Origin of the sequence: Maribacter arenosus (assembly GCF_014610845.1) — a bacterium.
Classification (GTDB): domain Bacteria; phylum Bacteroidota; class Bacteroidia; order Flavobacteriales; family Flavobacteriaceae; genus Maribacter_A; species Maribacter_A arenosus.
This window is the reverse complement of the sequence record NZ_JABTCG010000003.1, coordinates 631,788-655,689: the sequence shown is the minus strand read 5'-3', so window position 1 is coordinate 655,689 and position 23,902 is coordinate 631,788. Positions and strand designations below refer to the sequence as shown.

Below are 23,902 nucleotides of genomic sequence, written 5' to 3'. Positions count from 1 at the left end.
TCCAATATTCCTCACTGCTGCCTCCCGTAGGAGTCTGGTCCGTGTCTCAGTACCAGTGTGGGGGATCCCCCTCTCAGGGCCCCTACCCATCGTAGCCATGGTAAGCCGTTACCTTACCATCTAGCTAATGGGACGCATGGCCATCTCTTGCCGCCCGAAGGCTTTAACCAAAATGCAATGCTGCATAAGGGTACTACGGGGCATTAATCCAAGTTTCCCTGGGCTATTCCCCTGCAAAAGGCAGGTTCCATACGCGGTGCGCACCCGTGCGCCGGTCGCCATCAGATTGCAAGCAATCTATGCTGCCCCTCGACTTGCATGTGTTAGGCCTGCCGCTAGCGTTCATCCTGAGCCAGGATCAAACTCTTCATCGTTGATTCTTAAATATATTCCACCAACGACCAAAATGCCATCCCGGCCCCGTCTCTCGATTCAAATTCTTAATTTATATATGATGCAAAAAATATGCACCAAATACGCTGTCTTTACAATATTCCAATGAACTTCCTATACGTACGGGAATAACATCCTCCCCGCACATCGCCCCAAGACCATAGCCCCAAAGCGGGTGCAAATATAAGATGGTTTTTTAAATTGCCTCCTAATTTGCGGACTTTTTTTTTAAAAAAATTCTGTAAACTGTATAATCCCCTATTTCCTAAGGTCTTAAGGGAAAATAATTTTTAAAAAAGGGTCTTAAATTTAACTTATTCCATTGATCTGCGCAAGAAATACATTTGATTTTTTTGCGTTAGGGACAGCAATGACATCCCCGAACGCAGTAAGGGATATAATGAATGGCCCGACCCAGTACTTTTTAATGTACTGGGTAACGCCCTAAAAACATAACTATAAATTGCCCGCATGAATACAAGATACTATCTTTGCACACTTATTATCATAAAAGAAGCATGATCAAGATTACATTACCAGATGGAACCGTTAAGGAGTATAGCAAGGGCAGTACCCCAATGGAAATTGCAAAAAGCATTAGTGAGGGCTTGGCACGTAACGTTATATCGGCCAAGTACAAAGATACCATTGTTGAAACGGTCACCCCTTTGAATGAAGATGGATCTTTGACCTTATATACTTGGAACGATGATGAGGGTAAAAAGGCCTTTTGGCATTCTTCGTCCCATATTGTTGCCCAAGCCTTGGAAGAATTGTTCCCAGGGGCCAAGCTGACCATAGGACCTGCCATTGAAAACGGTTTCTATTATGATGTGGATTTCGGTGAACATAGTGTCTCGGAAAAAGACTTTCCCGCCATTGAAAAAAGGGCTTTGGAAATTGCGAGAGGTAAACATGATTTTAAAATGCACCCGGTAACCAAGGCCGACGCTTTAGAAAGATATCGTTCGCAAGGGAACGAATTTAAGGTTGAGCTTATTGAAAATCTGGAGGACGGCAGTATTACCTTTTGCGACCACGACACTTTTACCGATCTGTGCCGTGGTGGACATATACCCAATACCGGCATTGTCAAGGCCATTAAAATATTGAACGTCGCTGGTGCCTATTGGAGGGGTGATGAGAATAACAAACAACTCACCAGGGTCTATGGTATTTCATTCCCGAAACAAAAAGAGCTTACCGAGTACTTGCAACTTTTAGAGGAAGCCAAAAAACGGGACCATAGAAAATTAGGCAGGGAATTAGAGCTTTTTACATTTTCACAAAAGGTGGGGCAAGGACTTCCGTTATGGTTGCCCAAGGGCGCTGCGTTGCGTGAACGCCTGGAACAATTCTTGAAGAAGGCCCAGAAAAAAGCGGGGTACGAAATGGTGGTAACCCCCCATATTGGTCAAAAGGAACTCTATGTCACATCGGGACATTATGAAAAATACGGAGCCGATAGTTTTCAACCCATACATACTCCTAAGGAAGATGAGGAGTTTTTGTTGAAGCCAATGAACTGTCCGCATCATTGTGAAATATATAATGCGCGTCCTTTCAGTTATCGGGAACTACCGAAGCGTTACGCTGAGTTTGGCACCGTATATAGATATGAACAAAGTGGGGAGCTTCATGGGTTAACAAGGGTGCGAGGATTCACACAGGATGATGCCCATATATTTTGCACCCACGATCAATTGGATGCGGAATTCAAGAATGTAATCGACCTGTCTTTATATGTATTGGGTTCTTTAGGATTTGATAATTTTAAAGCCCAAGTCTCTGTGAGGGATCTTGATACCCCTGAAAAATATATAGGATCTGTTGAAAATTGGGAGAAAGCAGAGCATGCCATCATCAATGCAGCTAAGGCAAAAGGCCTCGATTTTGTCATTGAAAGTGGGGAAGCTGCTTTTTATGGCCCCAAACTTGATTTTATGGTAAAGGATGCCTTGGGAAGGAACTGGCAATTGGGAACCATTCAAGTGGATTACAATCTACCGGAGCGTTTTGACCTAACTTATAAAGGCAGTGATAACGAACTGCATAGACCCGTCATGATCCATCGTGCCCCTTTTGGCAGTATGGAACGCTTCATCGCCTTATTATTGGAACATACCGGTGGGAATTTCCCCCTATGGTTGACCCCGGAACAGGCTATAGTACTGCCCGTAAGCGAGAAACATGAAAAATATGCGGAAAAAGTTTTAAAATCCTTGGAAAATCACGAAATTCGCGCCCTCATTGATAACCGTAACGAAACTGTTGGAAAGAAAATACGGGAGGCAGAAATGAACAAAACACCGTTTATGCTTATCGTAGGTGAAAGTGAGGAGGAGCATAATACCGTTGCCATACGTAGACACGGCGGTGAGGATTTAGGCTCTATCGGCATTCAGGATTTCGTTGACTTGGTCGCTAAAGAAATAAATAGTACCTTAAAGTCGTTTAAAAATTGAAGTTTAACTAAAATAACGCAGTCATAGCAATACGAAAAAGATTTAGGCCCCAACCTAGAAGGGAAAACAAAAACCCTCACAAAATCAATGAAAGAATTATTTCACCCAATGTTCGATTGGTTGGTGATAATGTGGAAGTAGGTGTTTATACATTGCAACAGGCAATGGCAAAATCGGAGGAGTTAGGTTTGGACTTGGTTGAAATTTCGCCAAAAGCAGATCCCCCTGTTTGTAAGATCATAGATTATAAGAAATTTCTCTATGAACAAAAGAAGCGCGATAAGGCCATGAAGGCCAAAGCTTCTAAGGTGGTGGTGAAAGAGATACGGTTTGGTCCGAATACGGACGACCACGATTACGAGTTTAAGAAAAAACATGCGGAGAAGTTCTTAAAAGATGGTGCCAAGTTAAAGGCCTATGTTTTCTTTAAAGGACGATCCATAGTATATAAGGATCAAGGGGAGATATTATTGTTGCGCCTTGCCTCCGAATTGGAAGAGCTAGGTAAAGTTGAGCAAATGCCAAGATTGGAAGGAAAGCGTATGACGATGTTCATCGCTCCCAAAACGAAAAAATAAAATTACCGTAGCTTTTTGCTACGAGAAAAGTATTCTGTACCAAGCCCTGGATAGGGGCTTGTTCAGTATAACCCTCCTGCGCATGAAGCTACGGAGGATGAAAGAAAGTGAGATTAATATAAATAGGAAAAGATGCCTAAACAAAAAACAAAATCCAGTGCCAAAAAGCGTTTTAAGCTTACCGGTACCGGTAAAATCAAAAGAAAGCACGCTTTTAAGAGCCACATTCTTACGAAGAAGTCAAAAAAGCGTAAGCTTGCGTTAACACATTCTGGATTGGTACACGATGCAGACGTTAACAGTATTAAAGAACAATTACGTTTAAAATAATTGTCCTTTACGGTAATTAATCATTAACCCTGGAGTTGGGCAAAATATAAGAACATAATTAGAGTTCGAGTAAATTAAAAAGTGGCGTTTATCGCCCGCCTACTACAAAAACAATTTAAAATTATGCCAAGATCAGTAAATGCAGTAGCTTCAAGAGCACGAAGAAAAAAAGTGATGAAGCAGGCCAAAGGTTACTTTGGAAGACGTAAAAATGTCTGGACAGTAGCAAAAAATGCGGTTGAAAAAGCAATGTTATATGCTTATAGAGACCGTAGAAACAAAAAAAGAACGTTCCGCGCCCTATGGATTACCCGTATTAATGCAGGAGCAAGATTGCACGGAATGTCGTACTCACAGTTTATGGGTAAGGTAAAAGCCAATAATATAGAGTTGAACCGTAAGGTATTAGCCGATTTGGCCATGAACCACCCAGATGCTTTCAAGGCGATCGTTGACAAAGTAAAATAGATTTAACAACATATCTCACTTAAAAAAATCCGATTCCAACGAATCGGATTTTTTGTATCTTAAATTTAAATTCACTTGAGATGATCCGACATGTAGCGGGCCAATATATATTGGTGTTTTTACTATTTTTTTCTGTTGATACCTTCCCCCAACAGGACAGTCTTTCCTTTTTAGCCCTTGGGGACAGTTATACCGCTGGTACCAGTGAATTGACCATAAATAGTTGGCCTCTACAATTCGCACAGTTGATGGACAAAAAGGGGGTACCCCTAAAACCACCGACCATCCTAGCTGGAGCGGGGTGGACTACCGACGACTTATTATCGGAAATCAATACCTCCAATTTAGAGACCGAATATGATCTGGTATCCTTACTCATCGGTGTCAACAATCAATACCGCGGTTTGGATATCGACCAATTCAAAGACCAGTTCAAAGAGCTATTGGATAAAAGTGTGAAACTTGCCGGAAATAATACTTCCAGGGTTTTTGTACTCTCGATTCCAGATTGGGGTGTAACCCCTTTTGCACGATTTAAGGATAAGGACAAAATCCGTCGGGAATTGACCACGTATAATGCAATAATTGAAGTAGAAACCGAGAAACGTGGAATCCTGTTCATCGAAATCACCAAGTTATCGCAACAAGCCTTATGGAATAAGTCACTTATTGCCTCCGATAGTTTGCATCCATCTGCGAAAATGTACAAGGATTGGGCCAAAAAAATACAAAAAAAGGTACTAAAGCAATTCCCTTGAAAATTTTAAATGTTGTTTAATGTCCGAAAGCGGTGATCACCAAATTTCTTCCCGAAGCCTTGTTTCGATGTTCACATAAATAAATTCCTTGCCAAATTCCGAGGTTCAGATTTCCTTTGGTAATCGGTATTTGTACCGAAGCGCCCATTAATGAAGATTTAATATGGGCCGGCATATCATCGGGACCCTCATAGGTATGAATGTAATAAGGTGCATTCTCTGGAACCATAACATTCATATGACTTTCAAAATCTTCGCGTACCGAAGGATCGGCGTTTTCATTAATGGTCAAGCTCGCCGATGTATGTTTGATGAAAACTTGTAGCATACCATGTTCTATACTTTTGATTTCATGCAATCCTTGCAACACCTCATGCGTAATCAAATGATACCCCCTTGGGAAGGGTTTTGTACGAATTTCCTTTTGATAAAATTTCATTGAAGTCTTTTGAATAATTTAAAATGGAAATATAAACTTTATACATATAATTCCCATTATTTGTCACGAACAAATACCTTTGCACCTTATAATTTGTTAAGATGGACTTTTCCCAAATAAAAATGGTGGTAACCGATATGGATGGCACCTTGCTGAATTCGAATCATGAGGTCAGCGATCGCTTTTTTGAATTATTCCATGAATTAAAAAAGCGGGATATCCTATTTGTAGCCGCCAGTGGCCGTCAATACAACAGTATTGTTGATAAATTGTACCCCATCAAGGATGATATCGTGGTCGTGGCCGAAAATGGCGGCTATGTTATGCATAAAGAGGTGGAATTACTATCGACCTTGCTTCCAAAAGACAAACGAAATGGTGTGCTGAATGTACTTGATTCGGTCGAAAATATCCATCCAGTCCTCTGCGGAAAACAAAATGCATTTCTAACCGGGGATTCGGATTCTTTTGCCGATTTATTGAAACAATATTATTCGGCTTATGAGATCGTTGAGGACCTGACCCAAGTCGATGCTGAAATTTTAAAGGTGGCCATCTATCATTTTGAAAGTTCGGAACGCTTTATTTACCCCGCTGTGAAACATTTGGAAGGTGATTTAAAGGTAAAGGTCTCCGGGACAAACTGGGTCGATATATCAAGCCCTAATGCGAACAAGGGATTTGCATTGCAACAACTTCAAACACAGTATCGAATTAAACCGGCTGAGACCATGGTGTTCGGGGATTATAACAATGACCTTGAAATGCTAGCTCTTTCGGAATTTAGTTTTGCCATGGAAAATGCACATCCTGATGTAAAGCAAGTAGCCAAATACCAAACAGGCAGCAATGATGATTTTGGGGTGGAACGGATTTTGGAAGCGTTACTCAACGCTTAAATTATTAGGTCTTTTGCTTCTTTTTCTTAGCGGCCGGAAACAATACATTGTTCAATATCAATCGATAACCTGGTGAAGTTGGGTGCAACTCCAATTCTGTTTTCGGGTCCCCTACCCTATGTTGATAATCCTCGGGGTCGTGCCCCCCATAGAAGGTGAAGAATCCTTTTCCTTTAATCCCGTGGATGTAACGTGCTTCCCCATTGATTTTATTTTCTCCCAAGACCAACACCGTAGGTTTGATCTCATTTCGTGCAAATGCAGTGGTCTGCCCCATAAAACCCTTTACCAACGCCGTATGGTTCTGACATAACATCGTAGGCACCGGATCCCATTTGGCTGAAAAATCCATCAAGGTGAAATAATCCGATTCTTTGGGAACCGCTCCCCTTTTGTTGGTCATATCAATGGACGAAAATTCATAGCGCAATGGATTACGTTCCAAGGTGAAATTAGTAAAGGCAAACGTTTTATTGAAATCCAGCTTATTTTGGTAGTTGGCATCCGACGGATCATTATCGAACATAGGTTCACAGATATCAACCCCATCAGCAGCCAAGGCGATATCAAAACTGTCTGTTGCTGAGCACATTGCAAACATAAATCCGCCACCTATGACATAATTCCTGATTTTTAAGGCGACATCCCTTTTTTCCTCGGAAACTTTGGAATAACCCAATTTAGCGGCAAGGGCTTCAGCCTCCTTCTTGCCTTCAAGATACCAAGGTGCGGCCCTATAAGCACCGTAAAACTTACCATATTGTCCTGTGAAATCCTCGTGGTGTAGGTGCAGCCAATCATATAATACCAATTTATCGTCCAATACTTCCTCATCGTACACTGTGATATATGGAATCTCAGCATAGGTCAATACCATGGTTACGGCATCATCCCAAGGTTGATTCGTTTTCGGAGAGTATACGGCAATTTTTGGGGCCTTTTCAAGAATAACGGCTTCTTGGTTTTGTGAAGGGCTACTAATATCATCTAAAATACCTTGGGCCTGTCCGTCAGAAAGAATTTCAAAAGAGACCCCACGTATTTGGCATTCCCTTCGAATGTTCTCCCCATCTGGCAATAAAAAAGATCCACCCCTATAATTCAATAACCATTGCACCTTTTGTTGTTTAGTAAGTACCCAATAGGTAATTCCATACGCTTTTAAATGATTGTTTTGGCTATCTGCATCCATAGGGATTAAAATGGAAGAAGCTTTCAATTGAAGTGAAAAGGAGGCTAGAATGAGGGCGATATAAAAACCATTTCCCGACTTGCCGGGGGCAAGAAACCTAATGAAGCTAAAAAGGTACGTCGTTATCATCGGGATTAAAATCATCATTCATTGAACTGCCAAAGGCCTCATCGGCATCAGGCAGGTTTTTGGTCAAAAATGGGTTTTCATCGGCTGCGTTCATTTTCGATTGAAACTCAAAAGGCGAATCGAAATCATCTAAATTATCGAATTTACCTAGTTGACCAATGAACTTTAACCTAATATTATCCAATCCTCCATTCCTGTGCTTCGCCACAATGAATTCAGCCTGGCCTTGAGTCGGAGTTCGTTCTTCATCATCCCACTCCTCTATTTTATAATATTCAGGCCTATATATGAAGGAAACAATATCGGCATCCTGCTCAATAGCCCCCGATTCCCTTAGATCTGAAAGAATAGGTCGTTTGCTACCCCCTCTAGTTTCAACCGCCCTGGATAACTGGGATAGTGCAATGACAGGAACATTCAATTCTTTTGCCAGTGCTTTCAGGTTCCTTGAAATCGTGGAAATTTCCTGTTCACGGTTGCCGCCTTTTTGGCTTCCCCCTGCGGTCATCAATTGTAAATAATCGATAATGACCATTTTTATGCCATGTTGGGAGGCCAAACGTCTTGCCTTTGCCCTTAGGTCAAAAATAGACAAGGACGGGGTGTCATCTATAAATAATGGAGCTTTTTCAAGGGTTTTTACTTTTACATTGAGTTGTTCCCATTCATGCTTCTCCAACCTTCCGGTACGCAATTTTTCTGAGGACAGTCCCGTTTCGGATGAGATCAATCTTGTGATCAACTGTACAGAAGACATTTCCAATGAAAAGAACGCCACAGGTATATCGGAATTTACGGCTATATTACGCGCCATTGACAAGGTCAGGGCCGTTTTACCCATACCGGGACGGGCTGCCACGATTATCAAGTCACTAGGTTGCCAGCCAGAAGTAAGCCTGTCTACTTTATCAAAACCAGAAGGTATACCGCTCAATCCCTCCTTATTGGCAATTTCCTCGATTCTCTTCTTGGCCTGGATGACCAAATTTTGTGCAGTCTCGGCAGAGCGTTTTAAATTCCCCTGGGTAACATCATATAATTTGGATTCTGCCTCATCCAACAAGTCAAAAACATCGGTTCCATCATCATAGGCATCCTCAATGATCTCACTGGATATTTTTATCAGGCTTCGCTGGATATATTTTTGGAGAATTATACGCGCATGAAATTCGATGTGGGCCGAAGATGCTACTTTTTGCGTGAGTTTTATCAGGTAAAAATCACCTCCAACTGCCTCTAATTTCCCATCTTTCTTTAATTGTGAAGAAACGGTTAATAAATCGACAGGTTCAGAAGTTTCAAATAGTTTGAAAATAGCTTCGTAGATGTACCTATGTGCATCTTTATAAAAAACTTCGGGATGTAAGATATCTATTACTTCGTCGACCCCTTTCTTGTCTATCATCATCGCTCCAAGCACAACTTCCTCTAAATCAATAGCTTGTGGAGGTATTTTACCTCTTTCCAAGTTAATGATAGTGGTCTTGTCTATCTTATGGCCAATTAGTGGCTTGGGTTTCTCCATGAATGCGAAAGTATGTAATTAACCTTAAGTTAACATGTGTTTACAGGCTAACTATTTCAACGGTTCATTAACAATTTACCTGTTGATAAGTTACAAAAACTGTTGATAACAGAAAAAAGTAGGGAAAGGAAAAAGCAAAGATTTATGAACGGTACTAAAAATGAGGATTAACCATTGAAAACACCCATATTTACATATTTATCCATACGTGAATCCACCAATTCCTTTGGTGATAACTTTTCCAATTCCTCGTAATGTGCAGTTATTTTATTCTTTACGATTTCAAAAGTCTTCTCTCGATTCCTATGGGCACCACCCACTGGTTCACGGACAATTTCATCGATCAACTTCAATTTTTTCATGTCAGGGGCAGTCAGTTTAAGTGCATCTGCCGCTTGTTCTTTGTACTCCCAACTTCTCCATAAAATCGAGGAGCACGATTCGGGAGAAATTACTGAATACCAGGTATTCTCCAACATCAGAACACGATCCCCAACACCAATACCCAAAGCACCACCTGAAGCGCCTTCTCCGATTATGGTAACGATAATGGGCACTTTTAATCGTGTCATTTCCAAAATGTTCCTGGCTATGGCCTCCCCTTGTCCACGTTCTTCGGCCTCAATACCAGGATAAGCACCTGGGGTATCGATAAAACAAACAACTGGAATCCCGAACTTTTCAGCCGATTTCATTAGTCGTAAAGCCTTTCTATAGCCTTCAGGGTTGGCCATACCAAAATTCCGGAATTGTCTTGTTTTGGTATTATACCCTTTCTGTTGGCCTATGAACATATAGCTTTGATCTCCTATCTTGCCCAAGCCACCGATCATGGCCTTATCATCCTTTACCGTACGATCGCCATGTAGTTCCAAGAAAGTATCCCCACAAATCGCCTTGATATAATCCAAGGTATATGGTCTATTTGGATGTCTAGAAAGCTGAACGCGTTGCCATGCGGTAAGGTTTTTGTAAATATCCTTACGCATTTCGGCCAACTTTATTTCAATCTGCTTACAGGTTTCGGTGACATCCACATCACTTTCCTCTCCAATGATCATACATTTATCAAGCTGATCTTCGAGCTCTTTTATGGGAAGTTCAAAATCCAAATATTCCATGAATTAGGTAGGTTTAGTTAGTTTGACTGGACAAATATAAAATAATATCGGGGAACCCTATACCTTAAATCTTACCTATTTTCTTAACGCCCATTTGTTTCAATACACCATTAGCAATGACGGTTAGAATAATGACAAGAGCCCCAACATAGAAAAGCGGTTGCATTCTCTCATCATCCCCCAAAATAATAAAAGCCAATACAATTCCATAGATAGGTTCCATATTAACGGTCAGCACCACCGTATAAGGAGTGATATAGCGCATTATCTTTACCGAAGCGATAAAGGCATACGCCGTACAGATAGAAGCTAGTATTCCGATATACACCCAATCGGAACCCGATAGTTTAAAAAATTCCAATGAAAAATCATTCTGTAGTGCCAAGAATCCCGTTAAAAGCAATACACCGGTCCCAAGTTCAAAAAAGGAAATGACCGATGGTTTTTGATATGTGGTCAATTTGCCATTGATCAAGGTAAAAACAACGGATAAAAAGGACGAAATCAACGCAAGGAGTATGCCGTAGAGATAATCGGTTTCTACCTGAAATATAATATACAACCCAAAAATGATGATGATGCCAAATACAATTTCGTACACAATGATCTTTCTGCCATACCATATGGGCTCAAGAATTGCCGTGAAAAACGAGGCCGTAGACATGGTTGCCAAAGTAACCGATACATTCGATACTTTGATCGCCTGAAAGAAGGTGACCCAATGCAGGGCAATGGTTATGCCCCCGACAATCATCCAAATCAGCCCTTTTTTAGAAATTTTAAGCGAATATTTCCGCGTACCGATATAGAGATAAATAAGTATGGTGGCTATAAGCATTCGGTACCAAACCAAAGGAATTGCATCGATGGTGATCAACTTACCCAATACGGCAGTAAAGCCCCAGATAAAAACGATCAGATGAAGGTGAAGGTAATTCTTAAGTTTAACGCTTGGCATTTTGCAATAGGTAAAAGGCTAGAATACCAAAAACTATATTGGGAATGATCACGGCCAATAAGGGTGAAAAACCGGCCTGTTCCGCCAAGGTACCGAAAACCCTGTCGAAAAAGATATAGATGAATGCTACCCCAATACCGAAGGCTAGGTTTACTCCCATACCTCCCCTTCTTTTTACGGAAGACACCGCCACCGCAATTATCGTTAGTATAAACGCGGTCAAGGGCAATGCCCACCTTCTATATTTGACCAGGAGATAACTATTAATGTTCGAGGCCCCCTTCCTTTTTTGGTCCTTGATGAACTTATTGAGTTCATAGAGGTTTTTGGTTTCCGCGATATAGGAAACCGGGGTTAGATCATCGATCTTGAAAGCAAACAACGTATCCAACCTGTTCTTGGTTTCCATAATGGCAGAATCCCCTACCATCTTTCGTTTGGAATATTTGACAAGCCTATAGATACTATCCTTTTCAACCCATCGGATACTATTGGCCGACATCTTGAAATCCAACGTATTATCATCATTAAAGCGCTCAAAGGTAAACTTATTGGCATTTTGGCGTGCAGGATCAAAACTGCTTACATACAGAAAATCATTTTCATTCAATTGATTGAAGATGTTACTCGTTATTCGATCCTGTTTTCCTTTTTTCAGGTATTTGAATTTGAATTCATTATAACCCTTACTGGCATTGGGAACAATGAACATGGCCATGACCAACATTGTTACTGCTATTATCGTAGCCCCGATCAAATACGGACGCAAAAAACGATTATACGAAACACCCGAACTTAAAATGGCCACGATTTCGGTGTTACTAGCCAATTTGGAGGTAAAGAAGATAATCGATAAAAACAGGAAAATCGGAAATAACAGACTGCCGATATAAATCGTGAAATTCAGGTAGTAAATGATAATCTCATTGGTCGGTGCGTCGTTATCGATCATTTTACCGATTTGCTCGGCAAGATTCGCCATGATTCCGATAGGGATAAAGAGCAATAACATCACTGCAAAGGTGACCAAATACCGTTTTAGTATGTATTTGTCTAAAATGTTCACGGTTAAAGTCTTTTATCCATTTGTTTGACCATGGTGTTCTTCCAAGAGGTAAAATCCCCCGCTAAAATATGCCTTCTTGCCTCACGAACCAACCACAAGTAAAATCCAAGATTATGTATTGTCGCAATCTGCTTCCCAAGATATTCATTGGCCGCGAACAAATGTCGTAAATAGGCCTTTGAATATTCCTTATCCACAAAGGTAAATCCCATTTCGTCTATGGGCGAAAAATCATCTTCCCACTTTTTATTCTTGATGTTTATCGTGCCATTTGCCGTAAAAAGCATTCCATTCCTGGCATTGCGTGTAGGCATTACACAGTCGAACATATCGATACCCAGGGCAATATTCTCCAAAATATTGATAGGCGTACCCACGCCCATTAAATATCTTGGTTTATCCTCGGGCAAGATATCACATACCACCTCGGTCATGGCATACATTTCCTCGGCCGGTTCCCCAACTGAAAGCCCTCCTATAGCATTCCCCTCTGCTCCGGCATTGGCTATATACTCCGCCGATTGTTGACGCAGATCTTTATAGGTTGACCCTTGGACGATCGGAAAGAACGATTGCGAATAATCATAGGCATAGGGTGTTTTCTCTAAATGTGCAATACAGCGGTCTAACCATCGATGTGTCATATGCATCGATCGCTGGGCATACTTATAATCACAGGGATAAGGCGTACATTCATCAAAGGCCATGATAATATCGGCCCCGATCACCCGTTGGATCTCCATCACATTTTCCGGGGTGAACATGTGCATGGATCCATCGATGTGCGATTTGAACTTTACCCCCTCTTCCTTGATCTTTCGGTTCGCTGACAATGAATACACCTGATAACCTCCGCTATCGGTCAAAATATTACGGTCCCAGCCCATAAATTTATGCAATCCCCCTGCTTGTTGCAGAATATGAATTTTAGGACGAAGGAACAAATGGTACGTATTCCCCAGAATAACATCGGGATTTATCTCTTCCTTCAACTCCTTTTGATGAACCCCTTTTACCGATGCCACTGTACCTACAGGCATAAAAATAGGGGTTTCAATAACCCCATGATCAGTAACCATTTTACCTGCACGTGCTTTACTCTGAGGGTCTGTATGTTTTAGTGTGAACCGCAATTTCTATTTAAAAAGGCAAATATAATCAACTACCCCTCATAAAGTCCTTAACGAAAAAATAAAGTTTTCGATTAATCAGACTTCATAATAGCGAATAGAATCCCCTTTTTACATGGCTTATTGTATTCTTCGGCATATCTGCTAAAAACATTATTTTTTTTTAAATGACAATACCTGTAACAATAAAGAAAAAGCCTTGTCGTTCTTTTTGTTAGATAACAAGAACGATTGGTATCGTTCTTGATTCCAAAACAATATTAAATAAGAGCATTATGAAAAAAACGATTTTATTGGTAGTTTTTGCTTTAGGTAGCATGACAGCATTTGCACAAAGTGATTCAGGTTTCGGTATAAAAGCTGGACTTAACTACAACAAGAACGGTGATCTCATTGGTTCTGTGGCTGATGCTGGAGAGGATATTATTCAAGGTTCGGATGGGAAGGTAGGCTTCCACGTTGGTGTCTTTGGAAAATTGGATTTGCCAAAAATCTATCTCAGACCCGAATTGGTCTATACCATGACAAAAAGTAGTTATGATTTTGATGGTAGCACCAATGATTATGATATTTCCAAAATAGATCTTCCTGTACTTCTAGGTTATAAGATTATAGGGCCATTGCACATTTTTGCCGGTCCCGCATTTCAGTATACATTAAACAACGATCTTGGCGATGTAGAAATAGAGGATGTTCAAAATGATTTTACAGTTGGGTTACATCTTGGTGCCGGGGTAAACTTAGGTAAAATTGGATTGGATGTTCGCTATGAAAGGGGCTTCTCTGAAAATGAGGCCAACTTTATCGGAAATAATGTTACCGATATTTCAGGAAGGGTAGATTCAAGACCCTCCCAGGTTATTTTCGGGCTATCGTTAAAACTATAATTTAAGTCGGATAAACATTAAAAAGCCCTGACGGTACCGTCAGGGCTTTTTGTGTTATTACGATGCTCTAATTATCAGGATCCAAATAATCCGGAGTGCCGTCATTATCGGTATCTGGATATGGAATTATGATATTCCCGTCCTCATCCGAAATTTCCGTTATTGTGGCTATCCCGTCCCCATCATCGTCCGGGTCAAAATAATTGGGGAAATTATCACCATCCGTATTGTCGTTACCAACGTTTTTATCCCCATCCAAATCTTCAAGGATCGACGGGACCCCATCTTGATCATGATCGGACTCCTCTACCCTCAATAAATCAATCTTAAAGATCAATGGGGCGTAAGAAGCCCCTGGTGTACTACTGGAAAAATAGCCTAAACCCGATGGCATTATAATGATTCCTACCCCGGTGTCAAGGACTTCAAAAGTTCCATCCTCATTTTCAACAACCTCCCCTCCTGCTTTGAACAAGGACATACCGTTCTTGAATCCAGAAATGGAATTCACCAAATCGAACCAAACAGGACTACCTGTTTGCGCATCGAAGACTTTACCGTTTAGCCTTAATCCCTCATAATTCAAATAGGTTGAATCGGCTACCGAGGGTGATGTGCCTATTCCCTGTCTTGCCACTAAATAATATAAGGTATGTTCAATATCTTCTTCATCGGTACTCAAGCTAAAGTTTACTGAGGATACATTTATTTTTAAAGATTCCACCTGATCGATCAAGGGGGTCTTATCCGCATTATCACCAGCTATGGTATCCAAGGTAATCGTATAGTCAAAACCTTCAGGGTTTGCAGCAAACTCTTCATAGTTGTAAAAATGGGTCTCCAAGTACTCTCTTATATCGGCATCGTTTTCTACGGCCACTTCACTCAAAGTTCGGGAAGCTACTACTATAGTTTCCTCTTCATCATCTTTCTTGCACGACCATACAACGAATAGCACTAAAAGAACTACAACACTATTTTTCATTTTCAACAATTAGCAATTTAAGGTCGCAAGATACAATTTTATGTATTTTTGTAGAGCTCCTTAACAAAGAATTTTGACAGAACATGCGTATTGACAAATACTTGTGGCATACCCGTTATTTCAAAACCCGGAATATTGCCACAACCGCCTGTAAAAAGGGTCAGGTAAAAATAAACGGCCAGGTATCGAAACCATCTAGGGAGGTTTACCCAACTGATGAAATTACCGTACGTAAGAACCAGATTAATTATCAATGCATCGTTTTGGATATTCCAAAAAATCGCATTGGTGCCAAATTGGTGGATATTTATAGGAAAGATACCACCCCTAAGGAAGCTTTTGAAAATGATGAGCTATTGAAGTATTCAAAAGCATATTATCGTAAAAAAGGGACCGGCAGACCCACCAAAAAAGATCGGAGGGAAATAAATGAATACCTAGATGAGGAATCTGAATAAAGAGTACTGGGACGACAAATACGCCCAAAATACCACGGGATGGGATATTGGATATGTCTCAACACCCCTTAAGGAGTATATTGATCAGTTAAAAGATAAAAACAGTAAAATACTTATTCCTGGTGCGGGTAATGGTCATGAGGTTGAATATCTTTTCAAGAAAGGATTTACCAATATTTATGTCATCGATATTGCCTTACAGCCTTTACAAAACCTAAAAGCAAGAATTCCTTCTTTCCCTGATAATCATTTGATCCATATGGATTTTTTTGATCTAACGATTTCTGATTTCGACCTGATTCTGGAACAAACTTTTTTTTGTGCCCTTGACCCTTCGTTACGGGAAGCCTATGCCATGAAGATGCATGGCCTACTGGGACCAAACGGGAAATTATCAGGTCTGCTTTTTGACTTCCCACTTACTGAAGATGGCCCGCCCTTTGGAGGAAGTGTAGCGGAATATAGATCCATTTTTAGCCAATACTTTACCATCAAGGTGCTTGAACCGGCATATAATTCAATCAAACCAAGAAAAGATAATGAACTGTTCTTTATCTTTGAAAAGTAAACCGATACCCATGGATAATAAAATACTATCGCATCAAAAGATACAGCATAAAGTACGTAGAATTGCCTATCAGATCCTTGAGGCCAATGTTGCGGAAAAGGAAATCATTCTTGCCGGTATAGAAGGGGGTGGACTAAAATTCGCAAAGAAAATACAACATGTACTTCGAAGTATTACAGATGCTGAAATTACGCTCTGCAAGGTATCGATGAATAAGAGCAATCCGTTGGAAGGTGAAGTAAAAACTTCCATTGCCGCGGAAGATTATAAAAACAAATCGATTGTTTTGGTCGATGACGTCCTTAATTCGGGTACCACGTTGATCTATGGTGTACATCATTTTTTAAGAACGCCGTTGAAGCAATTGAAAACCGCTGTATTGGTAAATAGGAATCACAAAAAATACCCTGTTAAAGCGGATTATAAGGGTATATCGCTATCAACATCCCTTCAGGAACATGTACATGTGCATTTTGAAGCGAAAAACGATATGGTCTATTTAGACTAAAAGACCTTGGATTTCTGTGACAAGTGTTCCAACTTCCTTACCATTACTGTTTATGGTATGCTTGGCTTTAGCATAAAAAAAGCTGCGTTCAAATAGATGTTTGCCAATAAAATCGGGCAATTCCCGATCGGGTATGTTGGCTATCAATGGCCTTTCCGCTTTCTCCAGAGCCAGTCTCTCTATAAGTGCGGCAATAGTGACTTGTAGGTAAAAAACATTGGATGTGGCCTTGTTGATCGCATTCATGTTTTCACCATAACAGGGCGTCCCACCACCTGTAGACAGGACAAAGTTCTTTTGATCATTCAAAATTTCCCCTAGGTATTCATATTCTTTTTTTCTAAAATAAACCTCCCCTTTGGTTTTGAATATTTTAGGAATACCCATGTCTTCCGATTCCTCGATATATTCATCCAGGTCTATAAACGCTATCCCCAACTTCTTGGCAAGCATTTTACCGATTGTAGATTTACCACTTCCCATATAACCGACCAAGACTATTTTCACGATATACTGTTTATATTAAAATGAACCGATTGCAATTGATTTCAAAGAAAACCAAAATTTCTATATAAATAGGCTTGTTAAATAAATTAATGATCTTATATTTGCAGCCGCTAAGGAAGAAACATCCTTGGTATTTTTATCATTTTGACCTGGTAGCTCAGTTGGTAGAGCATCTCCCTTTTAAGGAGAGGGTCCTGGGTTCGAGCCCCAGCCAGGTCACTAAAAAGTGCAAAACCCGTCTCATATGAGACGGGTTTTTTTGTTTGTGAGAATCACCGAGCTTGTTCGAGTGATTCGATGAAATAAAAAATTGGCAACCGAAGGTTGTGCTGGTTTTGCATTTGCAATATGGGAGTGCTGGGTCAGGGAAGCGAAGCGAGCCAACCCCAGCCAGGTCACTTTTTAAATACTTGATTATAAATGAGTTAGCAATTTTAATAATTGCTGACTTTTTTTATACAATTGATTTTCAATTACTTACAACTTTTTATATTTCCTCAATTCAGTTAAAGCAAACGTAATCCCAAAAGTATTGAGTTTAGAATAATGTCCAAGACGTTTTTAATGAAACTCTTTCCCCGAAATGGAGAGTAACGCAATGAAGTGGCAATTTGCTGAGTGGGTCTAAAATATCCAGTCCTCTAAGAATTTCGAAAAATCTTCAGGTTTTAGTGACCCATAAAAGGTCCAATTAACGAAACTACTAAAAGAGACGTCGAACGGGTCACGTTACTCCAAAGTTGTCCAGACTAGGCAAAGTGTCCAATAAATTGGCAGTATTATGGGACTGATAATTGCTATTTATAATAGTATTCAAGATTACTATCACCGAAAAAGTATCCTAAATTCATCCCCAGATAAGTCCGAGATTATTGTGGTTCCAAAATTTGCTTCGTAACGAACTTCTGGACTAGGCATAAAATATGAATGGTTTTGTTTCTCAAAATAATTGCCGTCCCACTTGAAAAATTCAAGTGTTTAAATATTGACTAATGAAATAAGCGACTCCATCCTCCGTATTGTTCAATGTTATGTAATCTGAAATTGCTTTTACTTCATCTCTCGCATTCCCGACAGCCACAGCATAACCAACTCCACGTAGCATTTCAATATCATTGTAATTGTCTCCGAAAGCAATGATGTCATCCATAGTTTGATTAGGCTTTAACAACTTTTGAATACCCATAAGTTTTGAAGTATGTTGTGGTGCAACTTCAATTAGTTCTTCGTTCGAACGGTACATTATTACCTGTGCATCAAATGCCTTACGAAGTTCTTCATAGATTAAATCGATTGATTCCATTCTACCCATAAGCATCAGTTTATGTGCTCCTAATTTTATCTCTTCCCATTTATTTAAAGTATCCGGGACAGGCCTAAAAAAAGGACAGGTTTTGGTATATAGAATTTCTTTTTGAATTACTTCCGTGTTTTCCTCTGCATACCACTCATTACCATGATAAAGTCCTATCTTAATACCGAGCTCTTTGGCTATTTTGTAAATATCCTTAACGAGTTCCAACCCTATAACAATCGAAGAAATTTCATTCTTTCCTTCCATGACCAGGGCCCCGTTATAACATATTATGGGCTCATTTTTAAGTCCCATTCGTTCTTGTAAGTAGGTGATTGCCGTTGGCATTCTGGCTGAGACCAGGACCACCTTAAGATATTGCTTTATTCTAGAAATTTCCGATATAGTAAAATCAGATACATCACTCATCGAGGAGAGCAACGTACCATCCAAATCAGAACATAGAATTTTATACTTCATCCAAAAAATGTAAATCCTAATTTGACTTTGGGCTAATCAGATTTTATAACCGAAATAAAACAAATTTAAACAGATAAATTTTTTCTAAATACTTAAACCCATACCTAAGGATTCATAAACTTGGCTATTTTCTGTTTAGTTAGAATGGGATTCGCCCCTTTACTACAAGCTACCATTGCCCCAACAGCACATCCAAAATCGATGGCCTCTTGTGGTTCTTCGTCATTGAACAATTTATAAATTATGGATGCTAAAAACGAGTCTCCAGATCCGACAGTATCCAATACTTTAATTCGAAAACCACTATTATAATAAAACTTCCCATCTTTAAATAGCACAGCCCCAAAAGCCCCTTTGGTAACGCATACTGTTTTGGTATTTGTAGCTTTAGCGATAAATACAATTATTTGTTCCATAGAAAGGTATTTGCATCCTAGATACCCTGCAATTTCATATAATTCATCGTCATTGAATTTTATGAAGTCTGCTTCTTTCATGAGTTCTAGAAGTAATTCTTTGGTATAGTGGGGTACTCTTAGATTAACATCGAAAACCTTATAAGTGGCATGTTTTAAAAGCTCCTTCAAGGTGTTTTGGGATACTTTGTCTCGACAGACCAAACTTCCGAACAAAAAAACATCCGATTTTTGTACCCTTGCTATATCTAGTTTTGCTAATTGAATTTTATCCCAAGCAACGGGATAGGAAATGTCATAAGAAGCGACACCCTTATCGTTCAAAATCACATTCACTTCCCCTGTTGGATAATTTTTGTTTACTTGTATTCCCGATAAGTCTAACCCGATATTTTTGAGATAACTTTTGATCTTCTTTCCTTGCGAATCATCGCCAACACTACTAATAAGTGAAACGTCAACTCCAAAAGCCTGCAATCTACCTGAAACATTCAAGGGTGCACCCCCAATTTTTGATTGCGTGGGGAAATTGTCAATTAAAACTTCGCCAAAACCAACTGCTTTTATGTTTTCCTTCATTTTATATGGATAAATAACAATTTCAAAAATTAAAATAGCAGGCCCGAAGCCTTATTTAATCGAATCCGCTAACTAGTATTATTTTTTTAAGGCCATTTTTAACTAATAGTTCTTCTTTATTCAGCGTTTTCCCATATGGAATTCAGCTGATGGACTTCTAAAGAATGGATCTTAATATTCTTATTTTCTAAAAACGCCAATCCGCCGTTAGTTTTGGCTTCTTTAAGAGAGCTCACTACTGTAAAGGCACCACCATCGGCGAATATCTCAACCGATGTCCGATCTATTAATATCTCCAATCCAATGCTACGACTTCCTGCATCACCATTTTCATAAAAAGCATCATTTAGGGTATTGAAATTCATATCATATTCTACAATACTATTCCCATGATAAAGAAAATTAAACCTTGTGCCATCATTGATGGTTACTTTCATCTTGATGTGAAAAATATCTCCATCAATAGTTTTAAGGTTTTCATTTGCGCCTTGAGTTGTTAGATTTTTCCAGGAATAGCTTTTTTTATGTAATTGTTCAATTTCCTTTATTGGCTCGTTAAATAATCTAACACCATTTATCGTAGTCCTTAGAGTGAGTTCAGTAGGAAAAAGCATGAGTTGACTGAACGGCATTCCTTTGTGCCACATATCTTGTCCCCAGCCCAATTGAATGCGCCTTCCATCAGCGGCAGGAATATTGTTGTATGTCTGTGCAGCATACAATTGACCGTGTACATATTGATGTTTTCCAGAAGTTGGCGTGAATTTTATGCCATCAAAATCACCTACCATATAGGTGCCTGAGGCCCCATATATTACCCATTTTGTGTTGTTCTTATCCCCATCAATTGGTAACTCAAATAATTCCGGGCATTCCCAAAAACCAACGATATGGCTTTGGTACGTCCATTCTTTAAAATCATCAGAATTGTAAAAGGAATGTCCATCCTTTTCAAAAAGTACCATTACCCATTTTTGGGTGGGTTCATACCAGAAAATCTTCGGGTCACGGGTGTTAGAACTATTCCATTTAGCCTTGCTATCGATGACCGGATTACCTTCGTATTTTGTGAAAGTTCGCCCACCGTCGTTACTATAGGCAATACACTGTGTTTCCAAGGCACCTTTCCCTTCACCTAGATCTTTATGAGCAGTGTAAGCAGCCACCAAAGCAGGTTTATCTCCTTTTTGAAAGCCCGCCGTATTCTTATGGTCAATGGCCGCAGTTCCGGAAAACATCGCTCCGAGTTCATCTGGATATAAAACTTCACCCAACTCTTCCCAATGCAATAAATCCTTACTTACGGCATGTCCCCAATGCATATTGCCCCAATGGGTTTCGTAAGGATTATGTTGGTAAAATAGGTGGTATTCACTATCGTAATACACCAAACCATTTGGGTCGTTATTCCAACCTCTTCGGCTGGAAAAATGAATTTGAGGACGATTGGTTTCCCGGTAAACACTATCTTGGCCGGCCCAGATATCAGATTGGTATATTTTAGAAAGACCTGTGATGGACTTCGGATATTCAACTATTATCTTTTTGCCTTTAAATGCAGATACATCGGCAAATACCCAATAGTCCGGTTCACCATTGCTGATGCGAATATCGAAATACCTGACCAATTCATCACCCGAGGTAAAGGTCATTTGGTTTCTATCTTCTAACATTTGAATAGGAAGATTAAGGTATTTTTTGTCTATGTCAAAAGTAAGGTGTTGTAGAGTATCCTGTGCGGATAGATATATTCCACAGACCATAAATGACAGTAAAAGTGTATTTTTCATAAAATCATTTAAATTATCTGAATAAAAAAATTTACAATTAGCTCATAGCCAGCACTTCGTTCTACTTTACTACTTTATAAACTTGATTATATTTTTTTCAATTACACAATATGTATTAATGCGCTTACTTGATTACTAAATGTAAACCCGGGCTTTTACACCCGGGTTTTTAAAAAAACTAACTCAAACTAACTCAGATCACTGAATTTTCATAAATAAGGGAGTAGTCTAATATCCGGGGTTTTGGACATAAAGACCACCCGTAAAATCTATTTCCCGTTGTGGGATAGGATAATACTCATCCCTGCCTGCTGTAAATTGCGCATTGGCTAAAAAGTCCCTTTTCGTTTTTTCTTCGGCCAAATATGCATTTAAGGTTTCGGCAGCAATTCCCCAACGAACCAAATCATACCAACGATGTCCCTCCATCGCAAATTCCAATCTTCTTTCGAACATTAAAGCGTTCCATGCAAACTCCTTGTTTGGAAATGTGGTATAGGTGCCTAAATTGTAAATATCAGTAGCACCAGCATCCAAAGGACGTTGCGTACTGTTAGCGGCACGGTTACGTATTTGGTTGATCAAAGGAAGGGCTTCGTCCCATCTATCCAATTGAATCAAAGCTTCTGCTTTAAACAACAATACGTCAGCGTAACGAATAAAATCAACATTCTTAGAAGTGCCTACAAAAGGCCCTTCTTTTACGTAACATGAACAATCGGGAGCCTGCTGTTCTTTCATGTTTCCGAAATACCCATACACTCCGGGGTCCCTTGCCCAGCTAAAATTATAGACCATGTCCCCCGTCTCATTTAACGTATTTCTATATTTATATGGCCTACCTGGTATACCCACTGTATGATCGATACGGGGATCTAACGTCAACCCGGTATCTGGAGGTGTCTCCCCATTTCCATCGACGTTTGTAAAAATATCAGTATCGTTAAAGGTGTCCAGTAAGGGAAGCCCATTTGGATCGGTCTTAAATGCATTCACCATATTCTGACTTGCTAAATGAAAACCACAACAGCCGTACAGTCCAGTACCATGTGGAGAATTTAATCCGGTAACAAAACTTACCCTTCCAACGGTTGTTCCATCATTAATTGAAAACTGTGCTGCCCAAATCGATTCAGGCCCATTATCAAAACCATCCAGAAAATTTTCCCCATAATCAGGTTGTAAGCTCCCTGTTACATCATCAGCATAGTCAATGACCTCTTGAAGAAGCGTTGTGTTGATATTAACCACTTGATGCTGATCATTTTGCTCATATGCTTGATAAAGACGTAATTTTGCCAAATAAGCAGCGGCGGCATTTCGGTCTGCCCTACCTACCTGATCTTGAGCCTGGGGAAGATTGTTGTAGGCAAACAGAAAATCTTCGGCTATGGTATTCCATAGCACATCGTTATCAACATCATTTGTAACCTGTGCTATTTCCTCTTGGGTCAATTCTTCAGTGATGTAGGGAATCTTCTTGAAAATCAACTTGAGCATAAAATGGGAATGCGCCCTAAGAAAACGAAGTTCTGCCTGGCGTAACGTTTTTTCGGCATAATCCGCATCGGGAATATCATTTATCACTGACAATGCAAAATTGGCCCTTGAAATCGCTTTGTAGAAATCTGTCCATGTTCTTGGTGCCATCCAATCGCCCATATCAGCAATAGTGAGGTTATACTGTTCATATTTGTCGACTACATCGACATCACCTCGACCACCTCCCCCTTTGTAGGCATCATCCGAGCGTACACTACCATACACCCATTGATGGGTCAATGGCCCGATCATCTCATCGTTAGCAATCCCTGCATATGCAGCAATAACCAGCGCTTCGGCATTTTCTGCGGTTGCCACATTTTCACTGGATAATACACCTTCCGGTTCATATTCCAAATATTCGTCAGAACAGGATGCGAAAAACAATCCAGCCCAAATTCCTATTGCAATTAGTTTATATTTTTTCATGATTTACA

General features: G+C 39.9%; 23 protein-coding genes, 1 tRNA gene and 1 rRNA gene. 11 read left to right on the top strand and 14 right to left on the bottom strand.

Going from position 1 to position 23,902, the window contains the following annotated elements; all coding sequences use genetic code 11:
• A 16S ribosomal RNA gene (locus tag HPE63_RS10995) occupies window positions 1–374 on the bottom strand; the annotation flags it as partial.
• Between the two features lie 537 nt (window positions 375–911).
• Here HPE63_RS10995 and thrS point away from each other — a divergent pair.
• The 5 genes from thrS to HPE63_RS10970 all read left to right on the top strand — a co-directional run bounded on the left by thrS (window position 912) and on the right by HPE63_RS10970 (window position 4,992).
• Window positions 912–2,858: a threonine--tRNA ligase gene (gene thrS, locus HPE63_RS10990; protein ID WP_188314308.1), complete on the top strand. Its 1,947-nt coding sequence runs from the start codon at window positions 912–914 to the stop codon at window positions 2,856–2,858.
• 23 nt (window positions 2,859–2,881) lie between these two features.
• Window positions 2,882–3,436: a translation initiation factor IF-3 gene (gene infC, locus HPE63_RS10985; RefSeq protein ID WP_188314333.1), complete on the top strand. Its 555-nt coding sequence runs from the start codon at window positions 2,882–2,884 to the stop codon at window positions 3,434–3,436.
• 132 nt (window positions 3,437–3,568) lie between these two features.
• Complete coding sequence (gene rpmI / locus HPE63_RS10980; RefSeq protein WP_013304701.1) at window positions 3,569–3,766, top strand: 50S ribosomal protein L35; 198 nt, start codon at window positions 3,569–3,571, stop codon at window positions 3,764–3,766.
• Between the two features lie 123 nt (window positions 3,767–3,889).
• Entirely contained in the window at window positions 3,890–4,234 is a 345-nt protein-coding gene (gene rplT / locus HPE63_RS10975; RefSeq protein ID WP_013304702.1) for a 50S ribosomal protein L20, read from the top strand.
• A gap of 80 nt (window positions 4,235–4,314) precedes the next feature.
• Window positions 4,315–4,992: an SGNH/GDSL hydrolase family protein gene (locus tag HPE63_RS10970; protein WP_188314307.1), complete on the top strand. Its 678-nt coding sequence runs from the start codon at window positions 4,315–4,317 to the stop codon at window positions 4,990–4,992.
• A 16-nt stretch (window positions 4,993–5,008) separates the two neighbouring features.
• Here HPE63_RS10970 and HPE63_RS10965 read toward each other — a convergent pair whose 3' ends face one another.
• The gene (locus tag HPE63_RS10965) at window positions 5,009–5,431 is read right to left on the bottom strand and encodes a secondary thiamine-phosphate synthase enzyme YjbQ (protein ID WP_188314306.1); all 423 of its coding nucleotides are present in this window, start codon (window positions 5,429–5,431) and stop codon (window positions 5,009–5,011) included.
• 101 nt (window positions 5,432–5,532) lie between these two features.
• On the opposite strand from HPE63_RS10965, the gene HPE63_RS10960 reads away from it, so the two are divergent.
• Window positions 5,533–6,330, top strand: a complete 798-nt coding sequence (locus tag HPE63_RS10960) for an HAD family hydrolase (protein ID WP_188314305.1) — start codon at window positions 5,533–5,535, stop codon at window positions 6,328–6,330.
• Window positions 6,331–6,334: 4 nt separating this feature from the next.
• On the opposite strand, the gene HPE63_RS10955 is transcribed toward HPE63_RS10960, so the two are convergent.
• The 6 genes from HPE63_RS10955 to tgt form a co-directional block, all read right to left on the bottom strand.
• Window positions 6,335–7,522 carry an asparagine synthetase B gene (locus tag HPE63_RS10955; RefSeq protein WP_223198125.1) on the bottom strand — a complete coding sequence of 396 codons (1,188 nt, stop codon included), beginning with the start codon at window positions 7,520–7,522 and terminating at the stop codon, window positions 6,335–6,337.
• Between the two features lie 106 nt (window positions 7,523–7,628).
• Window positions 7,629–9,176 carry a replicative DNA helicase gene (dnaB, locus tag HPE63_RS10950; protein ID WP_188314304.1) on the bottom strand — a complete coding sequence of 516 codons (1,548 nt, stop codon included), beginning with the start codon at window positions 9,174–9,176 and terminating at the stop codon, window positions 7,629–7,631.
• Between the two features lie 167 nt (window positions 9,177–9,343).
• On the bottom strand, window positions 9,344–10,297 hold the full coding sequence (locus HPE63_RS10945; protein ID WP_188314303.1) for an acetyl-CoA carboxylase carboxyltransferase subunit alpha: 954 nt from the start codon (window positions 10,295–10,297) through the stop codon (window positions 9,344–9,346).
• A gap of 64 nt (window positions 10,298–10,361) precedes the next feature.
• Window positions 10,362–11,255, bottom strand: a complete 894-nt coding sequence (locus HPE63_RS10940) for a DMT family transporter (RefSeq protein ID WP_188314302.1) — start codon at window positions 11,253–11,255, stop codon at window positions 10,362–10,364.
• The gene (locus HPE63_RS10935; protein WP_188314301.1) at window positions 11,242–12,321 is read right to left on the bottom strand and encodes an LptF/LptG family permease; all 1,080 of its coding nucleotides are present in this window, start codon (window positions 12,319–12,321) and stop codon (window positions 11,242–11,244) included. The genes HPE63_RS10940 and HPE63_RS10935 overlap by 14 nt, the downstream gene beginning before the upstream one ends.
• 2 nt (window positions 12,322–12,323) lie before the next feature.
• Window positions 12,324–13,454 carry a tRNA guanosine(34) transglycosylase Tgt gene (gene tgt / locus HPE63_RS10930; RefSeq protein WP_188314300.1) on the bottom strand — a complete coding sequence of 377 codons (1,131 nt, stop codon included), beginning with the start codon at window positions 13,452–13,454 and terminating at the stop codon, window positions 12,324–12,326.
• 272 nt (window positions 13,455–13,726) lie between these two features.
• Here tgt and HPE63_RS10925 point away from each other — a divergent pair, with 272 nt between their 5' ends.
• The gene (locus tag HPE63_RS10925; protein WP_188314299.1) at window positions 13,727–14,338 is read left to right on the top strand and encodes a porin family protein; all 612 of its coding nucleotides are present in this window, start codon (window positions 13,727–13,729) and stop codon (window positions 14,336–14,338) included.
• Between the two features lie 67 nt (window positions 14,339–14,405).
• On the opposite strand, the gene HPE63_RS10920 is transcribed toward HPE63_RS10925, so the two are convergent.
• Window positions 14,406–15,323: an FKBP-type peptidyl-prolyl cis-trans isomerase gene (locus HPE63_RS10920; RefSeq protein WP_188314298.1), complete on the bottom strand. Its 918-nt coding sequence runs from the start codon at window positions 15,321–15,323 to the stop codon at window positions 14,406–14,408.
• Window positions 15,324–15,406: 83 nt separating this feature from the next.
• On the opposite strand from HPE63_RS10920, the gene HPE63_RS10915 reads away from it, so the two are divergent.
• Genes HPE63_RS10915 through HPE63_RS10905 form a run of 3 tightly spaced genes read left to right on the top strand, consistent with a single transcriptional unit; the run spans window position 15,407 to window position 16,857 of the window.
• Window positions 15,407–15,781, top strand: coding sequence for an RNA-binding S4 domain-containing protein (locus HPE63_RS10915; protein ID WP_188314297.1), 375 nt, complete (start codon window positions 15,407–15,409; stop codon window positions 15,779–15,781).
• Complete coding sequence (locus tag HPE63_RS10910; protein ID WP_188314296.1) at window positions 15,765–16,349, top strand: methyltransferase; 585 nt, start codon at window positions 15,765–15,767, stop codon at window positions 16,347–16,349. Before HPE63_RS10915 ends, HPE63_RS10910 begins: the two co-directional genes overlap by 17 nt.
• Window positions 16,350–16,359: 10 nt before the next feature.
• Window positions 16,360–16,857 carry a phosphoribosyltransferase family protein gene (locus tag HPE63_RS10905; protein ID WP_188314295.1) on the top strand — a complete coding sequence of 166 codons (498 nt, stop codon included), beginning with the start codon at window positions 16,360–16,362 and terminating at the stop codon, window positions 16,855–16,857.
• On the opposite strand, the gene HPE63_RS10900 is transcribed toward HPE63_RS10905, so the two are convergent.
• Entirely contained in the window at window positions 16,849–17,364 is a 516-nt protein-coding gene (locus tag HPE63_RS10900) for a shikimate kinase (protein WP_188314294.1), read from the bottom strand. The two genes, HPE63_RS10905 and HPE63_RS10900, sit on opposite strands and share 9 nt — an antisense overlap.
• 146 nt (window positions 17,365–17,510) lie before the next feature.
• Here HPE63_RS10900 and HPE63_RS10895 point away from each other — a divergent pair.
• Window positions 17,511–17,583, top strand: a tRNA-Lys gene (locus tag HPE63_RS10895).
• A gap of 751 nt (window positions 17,584–18,334) precedes the next feature.
• On the opposite strand, the gene HPE63_RS10890 is transcribed toward HPE63_RS10895, so the two are convergent.
• The 4 genes from HPE63_RS10890 to HPE63_RS10875 form a co-directional block, all read right to left on the bottom strand.
• Window positions 18,335–19,138 carry an HAD family hydrolase gene (locus HPE63_RS10890; protein WP_188314293.1) on the bottom strand — a complete coding sequence of 268 codons (804 nt, stop codon included), beginning with the start codon at window positions 19,136–19,138 and terminating at the stop codon, window positions 18,335–18,337.
• A 104-nt stretch (window positions 19,139–19,242) separates the two neighbouring features.
• Complete coding sequence (locus HPE63_RS10885) at window positions 19,243–20,148, bottom strand: carbohydrate kinase family protein (RefSeq protein ID WP_317172911.1); 906 nt, start codon at window positions 20,146–20,148, stop codon at window positions 19,243–19,245.
• A gap of 101 nt (window positions 20,149–20,249) precedes the next feature.
• Window positions 20,250–21,923, bottom strand: a complete 1,674-nt coding sequence (locus tag HPE63_RS10880; RefSeq protein ID WP_188314291.1) for a GH32 C-terminal domain-containing protein — start codon at window positions 21,921–21,923, stop codon at window positions 20,250–20,252.
• A 228-nt stretch (window positions 21,924–22,151) separates the two neighbouring features.
• Window positions 22,152–23,894 (bottom strand): RagB/SusD family nutrient uptake outer membrane protein, encoded by a 1,743-nt coding sequence (locus HPE63_RS10875; RefSeq protein ID WP_188314290.1) that lies wholly within the window; start codon window positions 23,892–23,894, stop codon window positions 22,152–22,154.
• Window positions 23,895–23,902 lie beyond the last annotated feature (8 nt).

What these genes read in the sequence shown, in the direction of transcription:
- HPE63_RS10920 (WP_188314298.1), bottom strand. Translation starts at nt 15,323, where the DNA reads ATGAAAAATAGTGTTGTAGTTCTTTTAGTGCTATTCGTTGTATGGTCG.
- rpmI (WP_013304701.1), top strand. Translation starts at nt 3,569, where the DNA reads ATGCCTAAACAAAAAACAAAATCCAGTGCCAAAAAGCGTTTTAAGCTT.
- HPE63_RS10960 (WP_188314305.1), top strand. Translation starts at nt 5,533, where the DNA reads ATGGACTTTTCCCAAATAAAAATGGTGGTAACCGATATGGATGGCACC.
- HPE63_RS10880 (WP_188314291.1), bottom strand. Translation starts at nt 21,923, where the DNA reads ATGAAAAATACACTTTTACTGTCATTTATGGTCTGTGGAATATATCTA.
- HPE63_RS10910 (WP_188314296.1), top strand. Translation starts at nt 15,765, where the DNA reads ATGAGGAATCTGAATAAAGAGTACTGGGACGACAAATACGCCCAAAAT.
- thrS (WP_188314308.1), top strand. Translation starts at nt 912, where the DNA reads ATGATCAAGATTACATTACCAGATGGAACCGTTAAGGAGTATAGCAAG.
- HPE63_RS10875 (WP_188314290.1), bottom strand. Translation starts at nt 23,894, where the DNA reads ATGAAAAAATATAAACTAATTGCAATAGGAATTTGGGCTGGATTGTTT.
- HPE63_RS10965 (WP_188314306.1), bottom strand. Translation starts at nt 5,431, where the DNA reads ATGAAATTTTATCAAAAGGAAATTCGTACAAAACCCTTCCCAAGGGGG.
- HPE63_RS10925 (WP_188314299.1), top strand. Translation starts at nt 13,727, where the DNA reads ATGAAAAAAACGATTTTATTGGTAGTTTTTGCTTTAGGTAGCATGACA.
- HPE63_RS10940 (WP_188314302.1), bottom strand. Translation starts at nt 11,255, where the DNA reads ATGCCAAGCGTTAAACTTAAGAATTACCTTCACCTTCATCTGATCGTT.
- HPE63_RS10945 (WP_188314303.1), bottom strand. Translation starts at nt 10,297, where the DNA reads ATGGAATATTTGGATTTTGAACTTCCCATAAAAGAGCTCGAAGATCAG.
- rplT (WP_013304702.1), top strand. Translation starts at nt 3,890, where the DNA reads ATGCCAAGATCAGTAAATGCAGTAGCTTCAAGAGCACGAAGAAAAAAA.
- HPE63_RS10970 (WP_188314307.1), top strand. Translation starts at nt 4,315, where the DNA reads ATGATCCGACATGTAGCGGGCCAATATATATTGGTGTTTTTACTATTT.
- HPE63_RS10915 (WP_188314297.1), top strand. Translation starts at nt 15,407, where the DNA reads ATGCGTATTGACAAATACTTGTGGCATACCCGTTATTTCAAAACCCGG.
- HPE63_RS10955 (WP_223198125.1), bottom strand. Translation starts at nt 7,522, where the DNA reads ATGGATGCAGATAGCCAAAACAATCATTTAAAAGCGTATGGAATTACC.
- dnaB (WP_188314304.1), bottom strand. Translation starts at nt 9,176, where the DNA reads ATGGAGAAACCCAAGCCACTAATTGGCCATAAGATAGACAAGACCACT.
- HPE63_RS10890 (WP_188314293.1), bottom strand. Translation starts at nt 19,138, where the DNA reads ATGAAGTATAAAATTCTATGTTCTGATTTGGATGGTACGTTGCTCTCC.
- HPE63_RS10905 (WP_188314295.1), top strand. Translation starts at nt 16,360, where the DNA reads ATGGATAATAAAATACTATCGCATCAAAAGATACAGCATAAAGTACGT.